Source organism: Streptomyces sp. A012304 (genome assembly GCF_026008495.1).
Classification (GTDB): domain Bacteria; phylum Actinomycetota; class Actinomycetes; order Streptomycetales; family Streptomycetaceae; genus Streptomyces.
In genome coordinates this window covers 148,170-168,854 of record NZ_BQUN01000182.1, presented here as the reverse complement: position 1 = coordinate 168,854, position 20,685 = coordinate 148,170, and the positions used below count along the sequence as shown (strand labels likewise).

Genomic DNA, 20,685 nt, shown 5'->3' with positions numbered 1-20,685 from the left:
AGTGGCCGGTGGTTCGCCGGCCACCCCGGACTGGGAGGCGCGATGCCGTTGCGTGATCGGGGTGCCGGTCATGCTGTCAGACGCCAGAGGGATGTGGTCTCGGCGCTTCGTGCTGCGTGGAGTGGGTCGGTGGCGTCCTTGGTGCGTGGGTGGCGGGGCTTGGTGTCGATCTTGTCCATGACGCGGAGGTGTGCTGCCTGGATGGCGTCCAGCAGTTGCTGACGTGTCCGCAGGCCGAGGTGCTCTGCCAGGTCGGACAGGATGAGCCAGCCCTCGCCACCTGGCCGGAGATGGCGGGACAGTCCGTTGAGGAAGCCGTGGAGCATGGTGCTGTCCGGGTCGTAGACGCCTTGCTCGATGGGGCTGGTGGGACGGGCGGGGAGCCAGGGCGGGTTACAGACGATGAGGTCGGCGCGGCCTTCGGGGAACAGGCCGGGACCCGACACCTCGATACGGTCGGTCAGTGCGAGCCGGTGGGCGTTCTCCCTGGCGCAGGCCAGGGCGCGTGGGCTGATGTCGGTGGCCATGACGCGGTTGATTCCGCGGCGGGCCAGGACCGCGGCGAGGACACCGGTGCCCGTGCCGAGATCGAACGCCGTACTGGTGGCGGGACTGCGCCGGGCCGCCGGCGGCAGGGGCGTATGGGCGACCAGGTCGACGTACTCGTCTCTGACCGGCGCGAACACGCCGTAGTGGGGGTGGATGCGAGTGCCGAGCGCCGGCACGTCGACCCCTTTCGAGCGCCACTGGTGAGCGCCGATCACTCCCAGCAGTTCCCGGAGAGAGACCGCCGTTGGTCCCTGTGGGGGGCCGTAGGCTTCCAGACAGGCCTGGCGGACGTCGGGAGCCCGGCGCGACGCCAGGGTGTAGTCGTCGTCCAGCAGCACCAGGAGCTTTCCGAGCACACGGGCACGGTGACTGCTGCTGCGTCGGTGCAGGTGGAAGGACTCGCTCAGGGAGGTGCCGGGCCTGGGCGTTCTGCGGTCGACGCGGCGGCCCATCGCCCGCAGCAGTTGCCGGGCGTTGTGGAAGTCGCCTTGCCAGAGCAGGGCCGTTCCCTCACACGCCTGGCGGTAGGCGTCGTCGGCCTTCGTCCGGTCGTCGGCGACTACGGTCCGCCGCGGAAGGGGGGCGGCGCTCTCGGAATGCCAGCGGGCGGACTGTCGGGTGTCGCCTGTGGTCCAGTGGATGGTGGACACCACGTACTCCTCGTGGTCGAACGTGCAGGGGCACGAAGAGCACTTCGACGGGGAGCAGGCTGAACCCACGCCTGCCCATCGGACAGACGTGTGCGTTGAGGCAGGTGGCCGCTACCGCCCTCGCGTCGAAGCGCGAGAGCGGACGTCCCAGACAACCATGCCGAGCATCAGGGTCAGCCCTTTCGGAGGAGTGCCAGCAGGCTCGCACAGGTGCTGCTCGGATTCCAAACACACCGGCCCGGACGGCGCATGAGCGGTATCGGGGAGTACCTCCGCCTGACGGCGGTGGAGTGGGAGCAGGTCAAGCGGGATCCGGTGGGGGCGGGGAACCACAGACCGGTATGGGCATGGCCCAGCTGCTGAACCGACTTCATCGGCGGGCGGGCCCTCGTTCGTGTGCGTCGGCAGAAGGGAATGCACAGACAATGAAGGTCATCATCATCGGTGCCGGCGTGCTGGGGTTGAGCGTCGCGCGGCAGCTTGCCGTCGCCGGCGAGGAAGTTGTCCTGCTGGATCAGTGGGGAGCCGGCACCGGCACCACCGCGACAACCTTCGCCTGGACCAACTCGAGCCGGAAGCTGGACCCGGACTACCACAGACTGAACCTCGCGGGGATGGAGGAGCACAGCAGGCTCGCGGAGCAACTGCCTGGCGCGCCGTCGTACTTCCCCAGCGGAGCGCTGCAGTGGGCGGACGTCTCGAGCGAACAATGGCTCGCCGGCAACGTGGAACGCCTGCGGTCACTCGGCTACCCCGCGCACTGGGTCACCCGCGAGGAGGCAACGCGGATCGCGGGCGACCTGCGGATTCCGGAGACCATCACGTCCATCGCGTCCTTCCCCAGCGAGGGATACGTCCTGCCGGAAGTCTTCGTGGAGAACCTTCTGGCAGACGCCGAGCAGCACGGAGCCAGGTTGGCGCTCGGAGAGGTCGTGGCCATCGACGACAGGCCCTGCGGAGTGTCCGTCACCCTGGCCGGAGGCGAAGTCCTCAATGGCGATCGGGTCGTCCTGGCGGCAGGCCGCTGGACCCAACGGCTCGCCGCGCGGACCGGCATCACCGTTCCCATGGTGACGGACACCGGTCGCGGATCGCAGACCGTCGGCCTGCTCGGGTACGCCAGGTCCCCGGAACTCGATCTGCGCTGTGTGATCCACAGCCCTGGCCTCAACCTCCGCCCTGCGGCCGGCGGGCAGACCGTCCTGCAAGCTCTTGATCTCAATGCGCAGGTCGATCCGGCAGCTCCTCCGTCCGCGGACGGGGACCTTGCACGGACCATCGCTCGGCGGTTCTCCGCACTGCTGACGGGCCCCGGTCATGTACCGGAGATCGACCTGCGCGTCGGCTTCCGGTCACTGCCCGCGGACGGGCACACCGTCGCCGGCTACGCCTCGGGGCAGTCCCGCGTCTACTGCCTCGTGTCGCACAGCGGGGTCACCCTGGCGCCGATCCTGGGACGGCTGGCCTCGGCCGAGATCACCACCGATCAGGAGCAGGCCCTCCTCCGGTCGTTCAGGCCCACACGTTTCATCGGCGTACGGCGCTCCGACGTCGAGGTCGACCAGAGCGCCACCACTCTGGGTGAGCAGTAGCAGACGGAGTCTTCTGTAACATGACCGGCTGCCGCGACCTTCTGTGGCTGGGCGGCGTCTGCGCCCTCGCGGCCGCACGGGCGACATGGGGTGCCCGCGATCACTCAGCCCGCGCGGCGTTGGGCGCGGCGGGGCGCCATTCGTCCTCCAGGATGCTGAAGACCAGGGAGTCCCTCCAGCCGTCACGGATCAAGTGGGTGTGACGCAGGCGCCCTTCCTGTGTCATGCCGATCTTGGTCAGCACACGGGCCGAGCCGCGATTCCGCGGGTCGCACGTGGCGAAGACCCGATGGAGTCCCAACTCGCCGAAGCCGAGCGCGAGAAGCTGCCGTCCGATCTCCGTCCCGACGCCGCGCCCCCAGACCCGTGGATGCACGACATAGGTGATCTCGCCCTGCCGCCTGCTGTCACTGCGCACATGCAGTTCTCCCATGCCCACCACCTCGCGACCGATGCGTGCGACGTGGGGGAACCGGCGTCGGGGGTCGGCCGACCAGGCCCTGACCGCGCCCTCCACGAAGTGCCGTGTCTCGTCCTGCGTGTTCGGGCCCCACGACTGGTGGCGGCACACCTCCGCGAGGCGCGCCCACGAGTGAACGGCAGGCCAGTCCTCCATGACGATCCGGTGCAGGGTCACCGACTCCCGACTCATGCGTAATCACGTCCCGTCACTTCCTTGCAACTCGACCAGATGGAGGGCATCAGATCACAGAGCGTGCGCGATGGTGGGCGGTGGCGGATACCGGCGGTCGTTCTGCGTGCAACTGGGCCGGCCCTGAGCGTTCACGGTGGGGCGAGCCCTTGCACGGAGACGGCTCAGTCGACCGCGTCGCGCAGCAGGTCCCGGAGTTTCAGTGCCGCCGGCAGCGGGGCATCAGGCAGTGCCACATGGACGGTCCGGCGCAGTGCCGGGTCGGTGAGGCGGCACAGGACGAGTTCGTCGGGGACCGCCCGGGCGGCGAGCGAGGGGACCAGCGCAACTCCCAACCCGGCTGCCGCGTAGCCGAACTTCGCGGTCCATTCCGCGATCCGAATGATCTTTCTGGGGGCGAAGCCCGCTCGTGCGCAGGCATCCGCGAGCATCGTGGGCCGGTCGCCGTACGCGCTGTGAAGCCATGCCTCGTCGTGCAGTTCGGACAGGTCGACCGTCCCGGCTCCGGCCAGGCGGTGCCCGCGCGGGAGAGCCACGAACAGCTCGTCCTCGCACAGCACGGTCGTCGTGACCCCGTCGGCCGACGGCAGACCGGACGGATAGTCGCTGACGACGGCGAGGTCCAGCGCCCCGTCCGCGAGGCGCTCCATCAGTGTGTCGGTCCAGCCCTCGACCGCGACGACCTCGACGTCCGGTCTGGCGTGCTGGAGCGCCCGCAGGGCGGTGGGCACCAGCGAGATGTTGGCGGTGGCGAACGCGCCCATGTGCAGCAACCCGCCCTCCCCCGCGTGCAGCGCGGTCAGCTCCCGCTCCGCTCGGGCCAGCCGATCGAGCACCTCCACGGCGTGCCGATGCAGCGCACGCCCCGCGGGATTGAGCCGTACACCCCGCGGGAGCCGCTCGAACAGCGGCCCGCCCGCCTGCTGTTCCAACGCGGCGATCCGCCGGGACACCGCGGACTGCGTGTAGTTGAGCCGGACCGCCGCCTTCGTGAACGATCCGGTCTCGGCCACGGCCACGAGCAGCCGCAGCGCGTCGATCTCGAACACGTCGCTTCCCCTCCAAGGTCTTCCTCCGGGCCTGGCCATCTTCCATGACCCATTCCATGGGTGCATAGATCCCATGCGATCCAGTCGCTGGTGGAATGTCTCAGCCCGTCCTAACGTCGTTCACGCGGCGGGACCGCGCGGGGGGGGGAACGGCCCCGCCGCACCCGTGGCCCATGAGATCCGAGGGGGAAGTGTGGCACTGCGACAGGGAGTCGAGATGGGGCGGGACCGGTGACCCGGGGGGCCGCGCTCTCGTTGCCGGCGATGCTGGCCGATCTGGAGGAACTCGTGCTCTGTGAGTCCTTCTCGGCCGACCACGCCGCGGTGGCGCGCAGCGCGGAGGCGGTCGGCGCCCTCGGGAGGAGGCTGCTGGGGGCCGGGCCGGAGACGATCGTGATCGACGGGGTGACCCATCTGCGGTGGATCTTCGGCACCCCGCGGGTCCTGCTGGTGGGACACCACGACACGGTGTGGCCGATGGGCTCGCTCCAGAAGCACCCCTGGTCGGTGTCCGACGGGATCGCCCGCGGCCCCGGGGTCCTGGACATGAAGGCGGGCCTGGTGCAGATGTTCCATGCGCTGGCCTCCCTGCCCTCCCCGGACGGGGTGTGCGTTTTGATCAACGGGGACGAGGAAGTCGGCTCCGTGACCTCCCGGGAGCTGATCGAGGAGTCGGCGCGGGGATGCGCGGCCGCCCTCGTACTGGAGGCGGCCGCGGACGAGGAGGGTGCGCTCAAGACCGCCCGGAAGGGCACTTCGCGCTACGAGGTCGTGGTGCGCGGCAAAGCCGCGCACGCGGGTCAGGAACCGCACAAGGGGGTCAACGCCGCGGTCGAGGCCGCTCACCAGGTGCTGTCCGTCGCCGGTCTCGGGGCCTCGATGGGTGACATCGGCGGCACCCGGTCCGTCCTGGGCTCCGCGACCGTCACGCCCACCCTGTTGTCGGCCGGTAGCGCCCGCAACACCGTGCCGGCGCTGGCGCGGGTGTCGGTGGACGTGCGGGTGCCGACGTCGGCGGCGCAGGAGCGGGTCGACCAGCTCATGCGAGGCCTCACCGCCCGGACGCCCGGAGCCCGACTGGAGGTGCTGGGCGGCAGACAACGGCCGCCCATGGAACCGGAGTCCTCCGCCGCACTGTTCGCCCTCGCCTCCCGGCTCGCCGCTGAACTGGGCCAGGAGCCACTGCGGGGGATCGCCGTCGGTGGCGCCTCGGACGGCAACTACACCGCGGCGGTGGGCTGTCCGACGCTGGACGGCCTGGGCGCCGTGGGCGCCGGCGCGCACGCGGACACCGAGTACGTCGAGATCGCGTGGATGGTCCCTCGCGCCCGTCTGCTCGCTCGACTCATCGAACACACGACTGGCTGAAGCGGCCTTGACGAGCCGCTCCGACACGAAGCAGAGGCCGCTGTATGAGCGTGGCAGGTTCCCCGTCCCCCGAAGTGACCCGACTGGCTCTCCGCAACGGCTTCGGCCGACTCGAACGCACCTTCCTGCCGAGGAAGGAGGTCAACGTGAAGGAGGAGAACCGGCGCCTGTTCATGGCCGCCGCTGTGAGCGCCATCGCCATCCTGGCGACCGGAGGCGTGCTGCTGTGGATCTTCGTGTCCTGGGCGCTCGCGTTGTTCCCCCTGTGGGTCGCCGTCCTGGCCATCGGTGCCCTGTTCAACAGCCCGAACTTCCGGAAGAAACTCGGCAGTCACCGCCTGTACCTCTTCGAGGAGGGTCTGCTCCTGGACACGGGCGCCGGGCGGCTGTTCGCAGTCCGCTGGGACCAGGCGGTCCACTACCAGGAAACAGTCCAGGAAGTGATCAATTACAAGGGCACGAAGACCCCTTTCAAGAGCGCGCACACCTCCACCCTGGTGGCGCCTGACGGCACCAGCGTCCAGATCTCCGACTTCTTCGCCGACTACGGGACCTGGGTGCCGCTGATCGCCGAGGCCATCGCCCGCGCCCAGGCCCAGCGGGTGTGGGAGGCGGTCCGGGACGGGCAGAAGGCGGCTTACGGCCCGTTCGAACTGGACGCCGGCGGTATCGCCGACAAACGCAGAGGGACACTGCCCTGGTCGGCCGTCGAGGCGATCGACGTCCGTGAGGGTCTCGTGGTCGTCCGAGAGCACGGACAGGTCAGAGCGTGGGCGCAGGCCCAGGTCAAGACCGTGCCGAACCTCCTCGTGTTCCTGACCGTCGCCTCGAATCTCCAGGGCGGGTGATCCGCACGCCGCGTGGCAGTGGCCATGCGTGACGGAGCGATGGTCGCCGGGGCGGCTACTTGGATGTACGTATGTCTGGAGAGCGGTCTCGGCAGAGCCTGCCCAGATCCTAGTCCGCCCCCTCCGCCGTCTCTCGTGCGGCCGGTCGCTCGCGTCCCCAGTCGGCCAGCGGCTGGAGTGCCTCGTTGAGGCGCCTGCCGTCCTCGGTCAGCGAGTACTCCACGCGGGGCGGCACCTCCTCGTAGGAGACGCGGTTGACGATGCCGTCCGCCTCCATCTCGCGCAGGTGCGAGGCCAGCACCTTCTCGGTGATACCCGGAAGCAGCCGGCGCAGCTGACCGAAACGGCGGCAGGGGTGCTCGTGGAGCGCCCACAGGATCAGCACCTTCCACTTGCCGCCGATCACCTCCATCGCGGTGTCGATCCCGCAGACGTGTCCCTCCGGTGTGCCCGGCCGGTTCAGCGTCGTCATGCCCCACCCTTCTGACGTGCTCACTCACCCCGGGGTAACCACCCACCGCGAAGTGCGTACTTGATCACTCCCGTACCGGTGACCAGCCTAATCGGCATGACACAGAACGCAGTTGAGAAAACTCCCGTCACGCTGCTGGGCCTCGGCGCGATGGGCACCGCGCTGGCCCGCACCTGGCTCCGCGCCGGTCACCCGCTCACCGTCTGGAACCGCACCCCGGCCCGCGCCGCGGCGCTCCGCGCGGAAGGAGCGCAGGCCGCGGACAGCGCCGCCGAGGCCGTCGCGGCGAACACCCTGGTCGTCGTCTGCCTGCTGGACGACGCCTCGGTCGACGAGACCCTGGCCGGCACCGACCTCACCGGCAAGGACCTCGTCAACCTCACCACCAGCACCCCCGCCCAGGCCCGCGCCCGCGCCCAGTGGGCCCGCGAGCGCGGGGCCCGGTACCTGGACGGCGGAATCATGGCTGTCCCACCGATGATCGGTGTCCCACAGGCCGGTGGCTACGTCTTCTACAGCGGCTCGCAGGAGCTGTTCCGGCAACACCAGGAGACGCTGGCCGTACCGGTCGGCACCACCTATGTCGGCCAGGACGCCGGCTTCGCCGCCCTGCACGACGTGGCCCTGCTCAGCGCCATGTACGGAATGTTCGCCGGCGCCGCACACGCCTTCGCCCTCATCCGCAAGGAGAACATCGACCCCACGTCACTGGCCCCACTGCTCGCCGACTGGCTCATCGCGATGGCCCCGTCGGTGCACCTGACGGCCGACCAACTGCGGAGCGGCGACTACACCAAGGACGTCGTCTCCAACCTCGCCATGCAGGTGGCCGGCGTGCCGACTTTCCTGAGCACCGCGGAGCAGCAGGGGGTCAGCCCGCAGCTGATCAGCCCCTACTTCGAGCTGATGCGCCGCCGCCTGGCCGAAGGCAGCGGTGAGGAGGACCTGACGGGTGTGATCGACCTGCTCGTGCGCTGACGGGCCCGGTGGCACGAGCCATCGGCCCATGACGCCGAACGGTTTCGCTCGCTAGGGTGAAGGCGTAAGCGGACAGCAGTCCGGCACGGTGGGGAAACGTAGCGGACTACTGTCCGGTAGGGCAAGGGCTTCGGACGCGAGCCCGGGAGGAGGAGCTGTGGAGTCAAGGACCGGAGGGCCTCAGCGGTCGGACGCGCAGCGCAACCGGGAGCGCATCCTGGAGGTGGCACTGGTCGAACTGTCACGTTCCGCGGACGTACCGTTGAGCGCGATCGCAAGGAAGGCGGGCGTCGGGCAGGGCACGCTCTATCGCAACTTCCCCAACCGCGAGGCGCTCGTTCTGGAGGCGTACCGCCATGAAGTGCAGCAACTCACGGACAGTGCGGCCGAGTTGCTGAGGACCATGGAGCCCGATCAGGCCCTTCGCACCTGGATGGACCGCCTCGCCCGCTTCATCATGGCCAAGACCGGGCTGGCCGAAGCGCTGCGCCAGGCGGCCGGCGCGACGGGAGGGCCGGAGCCGTCGGGATACTCGCTGGTGTTCGGGTCGATCGAATCGCTGCTCGAAGCGAACCACGAGGCCGGCACCATCCGCCCGGGAGTGACCGCCGACGACTTCCTCCGTGCCATCGCCGGCCTCTGGCAGATCGACATCAGCGGCGACTGGCACGCCCCGGTCACCCGGCTGCTGGACATCGTCATGGACGGCTTGCGCACGGGGGCCCCGGGGCGGCACTGACCCCTAGGTCCGGTCCAGGTCGGCGTACAGCAGGTGGTGGTCCGAGTACCGGCTCGGGTGCACACGGTGCTCGAGCGGGGTGATGCCGCGCAGGAATATGTAGTCGAACTTGCTCTGCCAGTCGGTGGTCGGCTTGCAGGTGCCCATGAGCGAGGGGTGGCACTGGGGGTCCGTATCCGCGGCCAGTGCCCATATCCGGCTGAGTTCGGCGGCCTGGGGCACGGCGTTGAAGTCGCCGAGAAGGATCGCGCGGTCGTGCCGGGCCGCCTCCGCGGCCAGTACGCGGGTCTGGTCCGCTCGGACCGCCTCTTGACGTCGTTCGGCGAGGTGTGTGTTGAAAACGCGGACGGGCCGGCCGCCCACGGTGGTGGTGACTGCCATGTACCCGCGGTCTTCGGATCCGCCCTCGGGGTACTCCACGTTGACGGGGTCTGTCATGGGCGCCGCCGAGAGGATCGCCTGGCCGTAGGCCCCCGGGTTCCATGGCGCTCCCCCACAGCGGCCCCAATTGCGAAGAACCCCTCCGTACTCGACGTGGTAGACCAGACCGTGACGGTTCTTCAGATAGTCCCGGATCCTCGCGACGTCACTCACGCACGCTTCTTGCAGGCCGATGACCTGGGGGGCGTATGTGGCGATCTCCGCCGCCCGGTCGGCGTTGCTGTCCTCGCACGGGTTGCAAAGGTTCCACGTCATGACCCGGTTCGGTACGACATCCCTGACGGCTTCGGCGGGCAGTGGCCTGCCGAGGAGGGCATCGCCCGGTGTGCTGGGGCCGACGAGCACCACGCAGAGCACGATCACGGCACCTGCGAGCAGCCACGCTCCCCTTCCGAACACCATCGCCTCCCCAGCGTGGACACACACGGCATCTGACGTCTGCACCCATGAGGTTATGGGACGGAGCTGTGAACGGACACACGCGCTGTGCCGGATCTCGCCCGGGGCCTGCCACGGGGGCGCCCACCGTTCCTGAGGGCTCGCGCATGCATTCGGCCCGTCGCGCTTTCGAAGGCCTTAGGCTCTTGCCGGGGGTGTGGCATCGACGCGTTCGAACAGGCCCGTCGTCTGCCGCGACGGCCGGGGCGGGCCGGCCGCTTCCCCCGGTCCCGTCAGGCGAGCACCGAGGAGTCGTCGTTGTCCATCCGCCGAACCATCGCCGCAACCGCCGCCACGGCGGCGGCCGCCGTCGTCCTGGCCCACCCGGGCGCCGCCCACGCGTCCGAGATGAAGATATGCGGCGTGTTCTCCGACGGACTGCTGCGTTGCCAGAACGCGGCGCCGACGTCCGTACGCAGCGCCCCGTACATCACCGACAGTTGGCAGGTCGACACCCTGCGCACCACCTACAGCTGGTTCATCTGCTGGAGATCCGGTGAGCTGCACTCGGGCGGCAACCACACCTGGTACAAGACCGTCGGTGACGACCACGGCGCCACGGGCTGGGTACCGGCCTCCGCCGTGTACACCAGCTCCGACTTCGACCTCAACCCCGGCTACTACGGCCTGCGTCCCTGCTGACAGCAAGTCGCTTCGGGGGACGCAGGCACGGCGCGTCCCCCGCTCTCGCACCGCCGGGGCGGCCTGCGCCGTCCCGTCGTCTCCGCCACCGACCGCGCCCCGCGCCTCGGCCGGCGAGGTCACCCGACCCGGATGCCCACGATGCAGGTGTCGTCGTCGGTGTCCGACTTGCTGTAGGTCAGCAGGCGGTCCAGCTGTTGGTCGAGTGTGCTGGGGGCCGTGCGGGCGGTGGTCAGCAGATGGGTCAGGGACTCCTCCACGGACCGGTCACGGCGCTCGATCAGGCCGTCCGTGTACATCAACAAGGTGTCCCCTGCGGCCAGTTGCGTCTCGGCCTCCTCGTACACGGCCTCCGGCACCGCTCCGAGCAGCATCCCCTTGACCAGGGGCAGGGCGGCCGCGTCGGTGTCCCGGACGAGCACGGGCGGCAGGTGGCCCGCCCTGGCCCAGCGCAGCGTCCGCCGGGCGGGGTCGTACAGCCCGCACACCGCCGTCGCGGTGACCGCGCCCGTCAGATGGTGCGCCACGATGTTGAGCCACGACAGCAGCTGGCCCGGCCCGGCACCGGTCACCGCCAGGCCGCGCAGTGCGTTGCGCAGCACGACCATGCTGGTCGCCGCCTCGATGCCGTGGCCGGCCACGTCGCCCACGCACAGCAGGACCAGCCGGGACGGCAGGACGACGGCGTCGTACCAGTCGCCGCCCACCAGCTGCTCGGTCTCCGCGGGCCGGTAGCGGACGGCGACCTGGAGGCCGGGCACCCGCAACGGCGCCTGGGTGGGGGGCATGATGGCGTGCTGCAACTGCAGGGTCAGCCGGTTGCGTTCGGTCGCCTGCTGCTCGGTGTGCGCCAGCTGGTCACGGGTGGCGGCGAGCGCCACCTCGGTCCAGTGCTGGGCCGAGATGTCCTGGCAGGCGCCGCGGACCCCGAGCAGCCGGCCGTCGGTGTCGAGCACCGGTTCGGCGACGATCCGGATGTGGCGGGTCACCCCGTCCGGCCGCTGCAGCCGGAAGGCCGCGGCGGCCGGCCGACGGTGGTGCAACAGCGTGCGCAGGAAACGGCGGATGGAGACGGCGTCGTCCGTGTGTGCGTGGGCCGGCAGCTCCTCCAGAGGCACCGGCACGCTCGACTGGGGGCGCCCATAGAGGTCGAACAGCTGCCCGTTCCAGGTGATCTCACCGGTCAGCACGTTCTCCTCGAAGCCGCCGATACGGCCCAGACGCTGCGCGTGCTGGAGCAGGCTCGCCAGTCGTGCCGTCTCGTCCTCGATGCGCCAGATGAGAAGTACGGCTGTGCCGTGCCGGCTGATGCTGATGTCCGCGACCGCCGACAGAGGGACCTGGTCGACGAGGGCGGTGAGATTCATCCGGCGGGCCCGGAACGGCTCACCGGTGGCGTACACGCGCTCGATGCGCTGGAACAGCTCGCTCTCCCCGGCGGCCATCGGATAGGCCTCCAGGAGCAGCGACCCGCCCACCACCGCCCGCGGTCGGCCCGCCGGATCCAGGAAACGGCTGTTCACATGCTGGATACGGAAGTCCGCCAGGTGCCCGGCCCCGTCCAGGTGCGGCACCAGGACCAGGGCGGGATCGTGCAGCCCGTCGGCGAGATCCATCAGCTCCGCGGCGTCCGGCAGCACACGCGGCTCCTGGGAGCCGCCGTGCGGCGGCGTGTACGTCTCCAGCGTGTGGGCGCACAGCTCGGCCAGGGCCTCCACCTGGCGGACGATCTGCGGGGGCTGCGGGGCCAGGGGCGCGGGCCAGGCGATCTCCAGCACGCCGTGGATGCGTCCTCCGGTACCGGCGGGCAGGGCGGCCCTGCCGCCGTGCGGATGGTGGTGCAGGCCGATGCTGGGCAGCCCGGTCTCCCCGAGGGAGGTGATCCACTGCCCCTCGCGCTCGGTGAGGCCGCGCCGCGCCACCGTCGCCACGTCCGGCGGGACGTAACGCCAACGGGTGGCCTCGGCCGGTGAGAAGCCCGCGCTGCCCGCCAGGGTCAGCGAGCCGTCGGCACCCGCGGCCCAGATGGCCACGGCCACCGCGCCGAGGGGACGCAGCGCCTGCTCCAGCAGGGCGTCGGCGACGGCCTGGGTGTCGTCCGCGGCCAGCACACCGCTCTCGGCCGCGCGCAGGCGTACGGCGGCCGACTCGGCCGCCGCTTCGTCGGCGGCCCTGGTGGCGGCGAGGAACGCGTCCGTCACCTCGGACATCCGGTCGCGGGCGGCCTGGTTGATGACGTCGACGGCGAGTTCCAGCGGGGTGACCTGGGCCTGTTCGGCCAGCTCGGCGAGTTGCCGGGCGGCCTGGGCCGGCCCGCACTTCAGCCGTTCGACCAGGATGCCCTTGGCCAGCTCGATCAGGGCACGCCCCTCCGCCTCCGCCTGGGCGGCCCGCACCTCCCGGCTGAGCCGTTCCACGGTGGCCGCCAGTCTGCCCACCGGGGAGGCCGCCGGGGCGCCCCCGAGAGCCGCCGGTGGCTCCTCGGGAGTCGTCGACAGCCCGCCGGGAGCCAACGAGGGGAGGGAGGACGCCGGGGCAGCGGCGGACTCGAGCTTCGGCTCACCGTCCTGACCCGGTTCGGGCGGATGCTCGGACATGCTCACGGTGTGGATGCTCCTCGGCTGGAGAGCCCTGGGAGGCGGAACGACGGGCGCTGCGGGGCACCCGGCCCGCCGCGGTGCGGGACGGGTGCCGGCCTGCTCATGCGGGCAGCCAGCGCCGGACGCAGGAGATGAGGTCGCGCGTGTCGACGGGCTTGGTGACGTAGTCGCTGGCGCCCGAGGCGAGGCTCTTCTCCCGGTCGCCGGGCATCGCCTTCGCCGTGACGGCGATGATGGGCAGCTCGGCGTACTGCGGCATCCTGCGGATCTCGGCCGTCGCGGTGTAGCCGTCCATCTCCGGCATCATCACGTCCATCAGCACGAGCGCGACGTCCGGGTTGTTCACCAGTGTCTCGATGCCTCTGCGCCCGTTCTCGGCATGCAGCACCCGGAAGCCGTGGAGCTCCAGGATCCCGCTGAGCGCGAAGAGGTTGCGCGCGTCGTCGTCGACGACGAGGACGGTCATGCCGGCCGGCGCGTCGTCGACGGGGGGCGGTGTCAGACGCTGCGGTTCCTCGGGCCGGACCAGGGACAGCACGTCCCCGGGCTCCTCGGCGGACAGGTGCAGAGCGATGCGCTCACGCAGTTCGTCGAGACTGGACAGGAACTCCAGTGCCCCGCCCGCCGAGCGGGACCTCAGCGCCTCCTCCAGGGCGACGTCCGTGCGGTGACCGCTGTGCACCAGCACCGGGACACTCGCCACCGCCGAGTCGCCCTCCAGCGCCTGGAGGAAACGGGAGGCCTCGTCCTCGCGCATGCCCAGTTCCAGGACGACGCAGTGGCACGGCTGGGCCGCGAGGGCGCCGGCCGCCTCCTGCGCGCCGACAGCGGTGATGATGTCGACCGCGGGCCGCTGTCCACCGTCGTGGCCGTGCGTCAGGTCGGCGATCACGCTCTCCGCGACGAGGGTCAGCAGCCCACGCGGTCGTTCCTCCACGACGAGCAGACGCCGGGGCCGCGGTCCGGGACCGGTCCGGGGGGCCGGAAGGGGGCGGGCCGTTCCCTCGGCCAGGGCCTCGGCCGAGGCCCGCTCCGGAAGACCGCCGTGGCTGATCAGTTCCTCGAAGTCGGGACGGGCCACGGGCAGGAACAGCGTGAACGTACTGCCCTGGCCGGGCGTGCTGTCCACCGTCACCGCGCCACCCAGCAGCTGGGCGATCTCCCGTGTGATGGACAGACCGAGACCGGTGCCGCCGTACTTCCGGCTCGTCGTGCCGTCCGCCTGCTGAAAGGCGCCGAAGATCGTCTCCAGCTGCTGCTCGGGGATGCCGATACCGGTGTCCTTCACACGGAAGGCCACCACGGCGCCGCCCCGGATCACGCCCTCGGGCACCTCGTCGTCCGTCGAGGGTTCGATGCTGAGCTCCACCCCGCCCCGCTCGGTGAACTTCACCGCGTTCGACAGGAGGTTGCGCAGCACCTGCCGCAGCCGGGAATCGTCCGTGAGCAGGTCCGCGGGCGCGCCGGGAGCGGTCGTCACCGTGAAGTCCAGGCCGTTCTGCGTCGTCATCGGCCGGAAGGTGGCCTCGACGTACTCGATGAGCTGTCGCAGGGTCACCCGCTCAGGAGTGACGTCCATCTTCCCGGCCTCGACCTTCGACAGGTCGAGGATGTCGTTGATGAGCTGGAGCAGGTCCGAGCCGGCGGAGTGGATGATCTGCGCGTACTCGACCTGCTTGGGGGTGAGGTTGCGGGACGGGTTCTGCGCCAGCAGCTGGGCGAGGATCAGCAGGCTGTTGAGCGGGGTGCGCAGCTCGTGGCTCATGTTGGCCAGGAACTCCGACTTGTACTTCGAGGCCAGCGACAGCTGCTGGGCGCGTGTCTCCAGTTCCTGCCGCGCCTGCTCGATCTGCAGGTTCTTCGCCTCGATGTCCCGGTTCTGCGCCACCAGCAGCGAGGCCTTGTCCTCCAGTTCCGCGTTGGACCGCTGGAGCTCTTCCTGCTGTACCTGCAACTCGGCCGAGCGGGCCTGGAGTTCGGCCGTCAGCCGCTGCGACTCCACCAGGAGCTCGTCGGTTCGGGCGTTGGCCACGATGGTGTTGAGGTTGACGCCGATGGTCTCCATCAGCTGTGCCAGGAAGTCCTGGTGGATCTGGGTGAAGCGGGTGACCGACGCCAGTTCCATGACGCCGAGCACCTGGTCCTCGACCACGATGGGCAGCAGGACCAGCGCGGTCGGCACCACCTGGCCGAGCCCTGAGGAGATGGTGACGTAGCCGGGCGGCAGCTCGTCCACGGTGATGGTGCGCCGGCTGTGTGCGGCCTGGCCGACCAGGGTGCGGCCGAAGGCGATGCGGGTGGGCCGGCTGCTGTCCTCGGGGTAGCCGTAGGAGCCGACGAGCCGCAGTTCGGGTCCGTCGTCGCCGTCCTCGGCCAGGTAGAAGGCGCCGTACTGTGCCGACACCAGGGGGACCAGCTCGTCCATGATGAGTTCGGCGACCACGGGCAGGTCGCGGTGGCCCTGCATCAGGCTCGAGATCCGGGCGAGGTTGGTCTTGAGCCAGTCCTGCTCCTGGTTGGCGCGGGTGGTCTCGCGCAGGGACTCCACCATGGAGTTGATGTTGTCCTTGAGTTCGGCGACCTCGCCGGACGCCTCCACGGTGATCGAACGTGTCAGGTCGCCCTCGGCGACGGCGCTGGCGACCTCGGCGATCGCGCGGACCTGCCGGGTCAGGTTGCCCGCCAGCTCGTTCACGTTCTCGGTCAATCGCTTCCAGGTGCCGGAGACGCCCTCCACCTCGGCCTGTCCGCCGAGGCGTCCTTCGGTGCCGACCTCGCGGGCGACACGGGTGACCTCGTCGGCGAACGCCGACAGCTGGTCGACCATCGTGTTGATCGTCGTCTTGAGTTCGAGGATCTCGCCGCGGGCGTCCACGTCGATCTTCTTCGACAGGTCGCCTCGGGCGACGGCGGTCGTCACCAGCGCGATGTTGCGGACCTGGCCGGTGAGGTTGTTGGCCATGGAGTTGACGTTGTCGGTGAGGTCTTTCCAGGTTCCGGCGACGTTCGGCACGTGTGCCTGTCCGCCGAGGCGTCCCTCGGTGCCGACCTCGCGGGCGACGCGGGTGACCTCGTCGGCGAAGGCCGACAGCGTGTCGACCATCGTGTTGATGACCTCGGCCAGCGCGGCGACCTCGCCCTTGGCCTCGACCATGATCCGTTGCGACAGGTCGCCGCGTGCGACGGCGGTGGCGACCTGAGCGATGGAGCGGACCTGGCCGGTCAGGTTCGACGCCATCACGTTGACGTTGTCGGTGAGGTCCTTCCAGGTCCCCGACACGCCGCGCACCTGCGCCTGTCCACCGAGGCGTCCCTCGGTGCCGACCTCGCGGGCGACGCGGGTGACCTCGTCGGCGAACGCCGACAGCTGGTCGACCATCGTGTTGATGGTGTTCTTCAGTTCCAGGATCTCGCCGCGGGCGTCGACGGTGATCTTCTGGGAGAGGTCGCCCTTGGCGACGGCGGTCGCCACCAGCGCGATGTTGCGGACCTGGCCGGTGAGGTTGCCCGCCATGAAGTTCACCGAGTCGGTCAGGTCGCGCCAGGTGCCCTTGACCCCCTTGACGTCGGCCTGTCCGCCGAGGCGTCCCTCGGTGCCGACCTCGCGGGCGACACGAGTGACCTCGTCGGCGAACGCCGACAGCTGGTCGACCATCGTGTTGATGGTGCTCTTGAGTTCCAGGATCTCGCCACGGGCGTCGACGGTGATCTTCTGGGAGAGATCGCCCTGCGCGACCGCCGTGGTCACCTGGGCGATGGAGCGCACCTGGCTGGTGAGGTTGCCCGCCATGTGGTTCACGGAGTCGGTCAGGTCGCGCCAGACGCCGGCCACGCCCGGCACCTGGGCCTGCCCGCCGAGCCGTCCCTCGCTGCCGACCTCGCGGGCGACACGGGTGACCTCGTCGGCGAACGCCGACAGCTGGTCGACCATCGTGTTGACGGTCTCCTTCAGCTGAAGGATCTCGCCGCGGGCGGGGACGTCGATCTTCTGGGAGAGGTCGCCCTTGGCCACCGCCGTCGCCACCTGGGCGATGTCGCGGACCTGGGTGGTCAGGTTGCCCGCCATGGCGTTGACCGAGTCCGTCAGGTCGGCCCACGTGCCCGAGACGCCCGGCACTTCCGCCTGCCCGCCGAGCGTGCCCTCGGTACCCACCTCGCGGGCCACCCGGGTGACCTCGGAGGTGAACACGGACAGTTGGTCCACCATGCCGTTGAAAACCGTGGCGATGTCGCCCATCAGGCCGTCGGCGTCGTCCGGCAGGCGGGTGCCGAAGTCCCCGTCCCGTACGGCCGTCAGGCCTGCCAGGAGGCGCCGCAACTCGTGATCGCCCGGCACCGCCTCGACGACACCGGTGCTGTCGCTGGTCATGTGCACCCTCGTCCCGCTCCCCAAGAGTCCCCGCAAGCCGAGGACTCGGAACTTTCCCGGACCGCGTCGACGGGCCGGCTGTCGTGCATGCATCTCCGCAGTTCACGGATCTGCGATGAGGAAATACGCCGCAGGCTAACCCACGTTGCGAGCGCGGAACAAAGCATCGGGCCAAGCCGGCAACCTGGGGATTCAGACGCAGCGGATCACGCATGGCGGCACGAAACAGGGGTACTGGGAGGGGTTTTGGTCAGTTGGCCCGCCACACGGCTTCGAGGGCCGCGCGCGGCCGTTGTGACGGTCATGTCGCGCCGGAGATGAGTCAGGCGTGGCCGAGTACCCCGCCTTCCTGGCCGATCGTTGGATGCGGCTGTGAAGCCGTGCGCTGCCCTGCGCGGCGAGGGCGCCAGTGGAGGCAGACCGGCGTTCCGGCGAGGCGTCGGGCGACGGCGTCCGCCCGGTGCGGCTATCCGACGACGGCGTCCGCCGCCCGGTCCAGGTCGAATGGCCTGAACCGGGCCGTGTCCTGTCTGCCGGTCAGCTCGACGTGCCGGCGCGTCTCGATGGCGATGCTGCTGGTCCTGGAGACGCTCGCCCCGACCGAGCGCGCGGTGTTCGTACTGCGCGAGGTGTTCGACCTCGGGTACGACGAGATCGCGGCGGCCGTCGACAAGAGCCCGGCCGCGGTCCGTCAGATCGCCCACCGGGCACGGGCCCACGTCGCCGTACGCCGACCGCGCGGGGGCACGTCCGCCGCCGAGGCTCGTCGCACCGTCGAGGCGTTCCGGCGGGCGGTCGAGACGGGCGACCTCCAACGCCTGCTCGACATCCTCGCGCCGGACGTCGTCCTGCTGACCGACGGCGGCGGAGTGGTACAGGCCGCTGTGACGCCCGTGGTGGCGGCCGACCGGGTGGCCCACGTGCTGGGCAGGATCGACACCGTGATGGCGCTGCGCATCGACGACGGCCTCGTCATCGGGCTCTACGCCGTGCGCAATCCGGAGAAGCTGTCGCGTCTGGAACGGGCGACCCCCTTGTCCCGCTGAGCCCGAGTCCACGGGCGATCAGCCGCTCGAACCGCGGACACGCGGCCGCCCCGGCACGAGTCCGACCGTTCCGGTCTCCGGCCGTGCCCGTCTACGGATGGGTCGGGGCGGGGGCCAGGCCGTCCGCGACCAGGCCGGCGAGGACGGCTTCACCGAGGGCGTGCACGGCCGACCGGGGGCGGACCATGACGGTGAACTCCTTGATCCGGCCGTCGTCGTCGAAGTGCAGCAGGTCGATGCCGTGGATCTCCTTGCCGCCCGCCTTGGCGCGGAAGAGCAGCACGGCGGACGGCGCGACGGTGGCGTCGGTGCTGGTCCGGGCCGTGCCGGTGTGGTCGCCGATGTAGCTGAACTCCTCGAAGGTCCGCAGCAGGACCCCGAAGAGCCCCATCACCATCGGCTTGCCCTCGAAAGGCGTGAACTTGACCGGGCTGTAGAAGCGGATGTCGTCGGTGAACAGGTCCTCCAGGGCCGCGAGGTCCTGGTTGTCGACGGCTGCGCGGAAGCGCTCTGCGGCGTTCATGGGGCCACCTCCATAGTCATGAATGTGAGTACTCAAATTTATGAGTATCATGGTGGGCCATACGGCGACAGCGGCAAGTGAGGAGTGGACCAAATGGCACTACGGCACGCCGTGCTGGCCGCGCTGCTCGCCGGCGAACTCAGCGGCTACCAGCTCGCCAAGGCGTTCGACGTCGGTGTGGCCAACTTCTGGTACGCCCAGCCGCAGCAGCTCTACGCCGAGCTGACCCGACTGGAGAAGGAAGGGCTGGTCGCAGGCCGGGAGGTGGTCCAGGAGAACCGGCCGAACAAGCGGCTGTTCCACGTGACCGACACCGGCCTGGCCGAGCTGGAGAACTTCACGGCCGCCTCCGCCAAGCCCGCCTTCATCCGCGACGACCTGCTCGTCAAGGTCCAGGCCGCCGACCACGTCGACACCGACGCCCTGAACGCCGAGCTGACCGAACGCGCCGCCATCGCCCAGGCGAAGATCGACCTTTTCGGCGAACTGCTGTGCCGCCTGCGCGGCGACCGTACGGAAGAGGAGTTCCTCCGTCACGGCGACCACATCGGCCCGTACCTGACCTGCCTGCGCGGCCTGGCCTTCGAACAGGAGAACCGCGACTGGTGCGAGCGCACGATCGCGGTACTGGAGGAGAGGCGGCAGATCCGTGCCCAGCGCTGACAGGAGCTACCTCCGCTACGTGGCCCTGGGCGACAGCCAGACCGAGGGTCTGGGCGACGGCGACGACACCACCGGCCTGCGCGGCTTCGCCGACCGCCTCGCCGAACAGCTCGCCCGGCACGAGCCCTCCGTCGAGTACGCCAACCTGGCCGTACGAGGCCGCCTCGCCGCGCAGATCCACGCCGAACAACTGGCGCCCGCCCTCGCCCTGGGACCCGACCTGGCCACCGTCGTCGCCGGCGTCAACGACCTGCTGCGGCCTCGCTTCGACGCCGATGAGGTCGCCGGCCATCTGGAGGCCATGTTCGCCGCGCTCACGGCCCGTGGTGCCCACGTGGCCACGATCACCGTCCCCGACCCGTCCCGCATCAGCCCGCTCGCGCGCCCTTTGGTCCCGCGCGTCACCGCGCTGAACCAGCGCATCCGCCAGGCCGCCCGCCGCCACGGCGTCACCGTCGCCGAGACGGCACTCCACCCCGTGGGCAACGACCCCCGCCTGTGGAGCACCGACCGTCTCCACGCCAGCTCCCTCGGCCACCAGCGCATCGCCGCCGCCCTGGCCCACGCCCTGCGCCTCCCCGACAGCGACGACACCTGGACCCACCCCCTGCCCCCGGCCCCTCCCCTCACCGGCTGGTACGCCGCCGGCGCCGAACTCCGCTGGGCCGCGGGCTTCCTGGGGCCCTGGCTCGTCCGGCGCCTTAGGGGTCGGTCCTCGGGAGACGGCCGCATCGCCAAACGCCCCCTCCTCCTCCCCGTTCGGACGGACGACAGCCCCACCTCGCGGGCCGACACTCACTGAGCACCGGGCGAGTCGGCGCCAACTGACGCGACTCGCTCCGCCGGCGTAGCGTTCACCCCCACCTATTGCAATGAATGCAGGCTGGATCGTTGCATTACATGCAAACCATTGCAACGATTTGACGGGTCTGACCTGCTCTTATTAATCCCATGCGCAATAATCTCGTTGCCCGATGTTCGAATGCAACGTAGCGTTTCCGAAGTAAGAAACGACGGATCGAAGGCCGCACAGGTCGAGAGGTGCGCGTTTCGCGGAGCGAGCGAT

Annotated in this window: 16 protein-coding genes and 1 pseudogene; 9 read left to right on the top strand and 8 right to left on the bottom strand. The window is 70.2% G+C overall.

What is annotated here, in order from left to right; all coding sequences use genetic code 11:
• Window positions 1-68: 68 nt before the first annotated feature.
• A complete protein-coding gene (locus tag ALMP_RS36670; protein ID WP_264936238.1) occupies window positions 69-1,199 on the bottom strand; it encodes a class I SAM-dependent methyltransferase in 1,131 nt (376 codons plus the stop codon).
• 347 nt (window positions 1,200-1,546) lie between these two features.
• Here ALMP_RS36670 and ALMP_RS36665 point away from each other — a divergent pair, with 347 nt between their 5' ends.
• A complete protein-coding gene (locus ALMP_RS36665; protein ID WP_264936236.1) occupies window positions 1,547-2,791 on the top strand; it encodes an FAD-binding oxidoreductase in 1,245 nt (414 codons plus the stop codon).
• A gap of 100 nt (window positions 2,792-2,891) precedes the next feature.
• Here ALMP_RS36665 and ALMP_RS36660 read toward each other — a convergent pair whose 3' ends face one another.
• Together ALMP_RS36660 and ALMP_RS36655 are read right to left on the bottom strand one after the other, a co-directional pair.
• Window positions 2,892-3,443 carry a GNAT family N-acetyltransferase gene (locus ALMP_RS36660; RefSeq protein WP_264936233.1) on the bottom strand — a complete coding sequence of 184 codons (552 nt, stop codon included), beginning with the start codon at window positions 3,441-3,443 and terminating at the stop codon, window positions 2,892-2,894.
• Window positions 3,444-3,607: 164 nt separating this feature from the next.
• The gene (locus ALMP_RS36655) at window positions 3,608-4,492 is read right to left on the bottom strand and encodes a LysR family transcriptional regulator (RefSeq protein ID WP_264936231.1); all 885 of its coding nucleotides are present in this window, start codon (window positions 4,490-4,492) and stop codon (window positions 3,608-3,610) included.
• A 264-nt stretch (window positions 4,493-4,756) separates the two neighbouring features.
• Here ALMP_RS36655 and ALMP_RS36650 point away from each other — a divergent pair, with 264 nt between their 5' ends.
• Window positions 4,757-5,860 (top strand): M20 family metallopeptidase, encoded by a 1,104-nt coding sequence (locus tag ALMP_RS36650; RefSeq protein WP_264936228.1) that lies wholly within the window; start codon window positions 4,757-4,759, stop codon window positions 5,858-5,860.
• A gap of 44 nt (window positions 5,861-5,904) precedes the next feature.
• Window positions 5,905-6,708, top strand: coding sequence for a DUF6585 family protein (locus tag ALMP_RS36645; RefSeq protein ID WP_264936226.1), 804 nt, complete (start codon window positions 5,905-5,907; stop codon window positions 6,706-6,708).
• A gap of 109 nt (window positions 6,709-6,817) precedes the next feature.
• On the opposite strand, the gene ALMP_RS36640 is transcribed toward ALMP_RS36645, so the two are convergent.
• Window positions 6,818-7,180, bottom strand: a complete 363-nt coding sequence (locus ALMP_RS36640) for a helix-turn-helix domain-containing protein (protein WP_264936223.1) — start codon at window positions 7,178-7,180, stop codon at window positions 6,818-6,820.
• Between the two features lie 96 nt (window positions 7,181-7,276).
• Between ALMP_RS36640 and ALMP_RS36635 the strand changes: the two genes are divergently transcribed.
• The gene (locus tag ALMP_RS36635; RefSeq protein WP_264936221.1) at window positions 7,277-8,158 is read left to right on the top strand and encodes an NAD(P)-dependent oxidoreductase; all 882 of its coding nucleotides are present in this window, start codon (window positions 7,277-7,279) and stop codon (window positions 8,156-8,158) included.
• Window positions 8,159-8,315: 157 nt separating this feature from the next.
• Window positions 8,316-8,897 (top strand): TetR/AcrR family transcriptional regulator, encoded by a 582-nt coding sequence (locus ALMP_RS36630; RefSeq protein WP_264936219.1) that lies wholly within the window; start codon window positions 8,316-8,318, stop codon window positions 8,895-8,897.
• 3 nt (window positions 8,898-8,900) lie between these two features.
• Here the strand turns inward: ALMP_RS36630 and ALMP_RS36625 are convergent, their stop codons facing one another.
• Window positions 8,901-9,740 (bottom strand): endonuclease/exonuclease/phosphatase family protein, encoded by an 840-nt coding sequence (locus tag ALMP_RS36625; protein ID WP_264936216.1) that lies wholly within the window; start codon window positions 9,738-9,740, stop codon window positions 8,901-8,903.
• Between the two features lie 294 nt (window positions 9,741-10,034).
• On the opposite strand from ALMP_RS36625, the gene ALMP_RS36620 reads away from it, so the two are divergent.
• On the top strand, window positions 10,035-10,418 hold the full coding sequence (locus tag ALMP_RS36620) for a hypothetical protein (protein WP_264936213.1): 384 nt from the start codon (window positions 10,035-10,037) through the stop codon (window positions 10,416-10,418).
• Window positions 10,419-10,537: 119 nt separating this feature from the next.
• On the opposite strand, the gene ALMP_RS36615 is transcribed toward ALMP_RS36620, so the two are convergent.
• Window positions 10,538-13,021 carry a SpoIIE family protein phosphatase gene (locus ALMP_RS36615; RefSeq protein ID WP_264936210.1) on the bottom strand — a complete coding sequence of 828 codons (2,484 nt, stop codon included), beginning with the start codon at window positions 13,019-13,021 and terminating at the stop codon, window positions 10,538-10,540.
• A gap of 97 nt (window positions 13,022-13,118) precedes the next feature.
• Window positions 13,119-17,387, bottom strand: a complete 4,269-nt coding sequence (locus tag ALMP_RS36610; RefSeq protein ID WP_264936208.1) for a HAMP domain-containing protein — start codon at window positions 17,385-17,387, stop codon at window positions 13,119-13,121.
• Window positions 17,388-17,944: 557 nt separating this feature from the next.
• Here ALMP_RS36610 and ALMP_RS36605 point away from each other — a divergent pair.
• Window positions 17,945-18,433: pseudogene (locus tag ALMP_RS36605) on the top strand (sigma factor-like helix-turn-helix DNA-binding protein); the annotation flags it as partial.
• 91 nt (window positions 18,434-18,524) lie between these two features.
• On the opposite strand, the gene ALMP_RS36600 reads toward ALMP_RS36605, so the two are convergent.
• Complete coding sequence (locus ALMP_RS36600; RefSeq protein WP_264936206.1) at window positions 18,525-18,956, bottom strand: nuclear transport factor 2 family protein; 432 nt, start codon at window positions 18,954-18,956, stop codon at window positions 18,525-18,527.
• Between the two features lie 93 nt (window positions 18,957-19,049).
• Here ALMP_RS36600 and ALMP_RS36595 point away from each other — a divergent pair, with 93 nt between their 5' ends.
• Both ALMP_RS36595 and ALMP_RS36590 read left to right on the top strand, forming a co-directional pair.
• Window positions 19,050-19,619: a PadR family transcriptional regulator gene (locus ALMP_RS36595; protein ID WP_264936204.1), complete on the top strand. Its 570-nt coding sequence runs from the start codon at window positions 19,050-19,052 to the stop codon at window positions 19,617-19,619.
• Entirely contained in the window at window positions 19,606-20,421 is an 816-nt protein-coding gene (locus tag ALMP_RS36590) for an SGNH/GDSL hydrolase family protein (RefSeq protein WP_264936201.1), read from the top strand. The genes ALMP_RS36595 and ALMP_RS36590 overlap by 14 nt, the downstream gene beginning before the upstream one ends.
• Window positions 20,422-20,685: the final 264 nt, after the last annotated feature.

Coding starts and splice junctions, on each gene's coding strand:
- ALMP_RS36665 (WP_264936236.1), top strand. CDS start 1,547: ATGGCCCAGCTGCTGAACCGACTTCATCGGCGGGCGGGCCCTCGTTCG.
- ALMP_RS36610 (WP_264936208.1), bottom strand. CDS start 17,387: ATGACCAGCGACAGCACCGGTGTCGTCGAGGCGGTGCCGGGCGATCAC.
- ALMP_RS36645 (WP_264936226.1), top strand. CDS start 5,905: ATGAGCGTGGCAGGTTCCCCGTCCCCCGAAGTGACCCGACTGGCTCTC.
- ALMP_RS36660 (WP_264936233.1), bottom strand. CDS start 3,443: ATGAGTCGGGAGTCGGTGACCCTGCACCGGATCGTCATGGAGGACTGG.
- ALMP_RS36595 (WP_264936204.1), top strand. CDS start 19,050: ATGGCACTACGGCACGCCGTGCTGGCCGCGCTGCTCGCCGGCGAACTC.
- ALMP_RS36650 (WP_264936228.1), top strand. CDS start 4,757: ATGCTGGCCGATCTGGAGGAACTCGTGCTCTGTGAGTCCTTCTCGGCC.
- ALMP_RS36625 (WP_264936216.1), bottom strand. CDS start 9,740: ATGGTGTTCGGAAGGGGAGCGTGGCTGCTCGCAGGTGCCGTGATCGTG.
- ALMP_RS36640 (WP_264936223.1), bottom strand. CDS start 7,180: ATGACGACGCTGAACCGGCCGGGCACACCGGAGGGACACGTCTGCGGG.
- ALMP_RS36635 (WP_264936221.1), top strand. CDS start 7,277: ATGACACAGAACGCAGTTGAGAAAACTCCCGTCACGCTGCTGGGCCTC.
- ALMP_RS36600 (WP_264936206.1), bottom strand. CDS start 18,956: ATGAACGCCGCAGAGCGCTTCCGCGCAGCCGTCGACAACCAGGACCTC.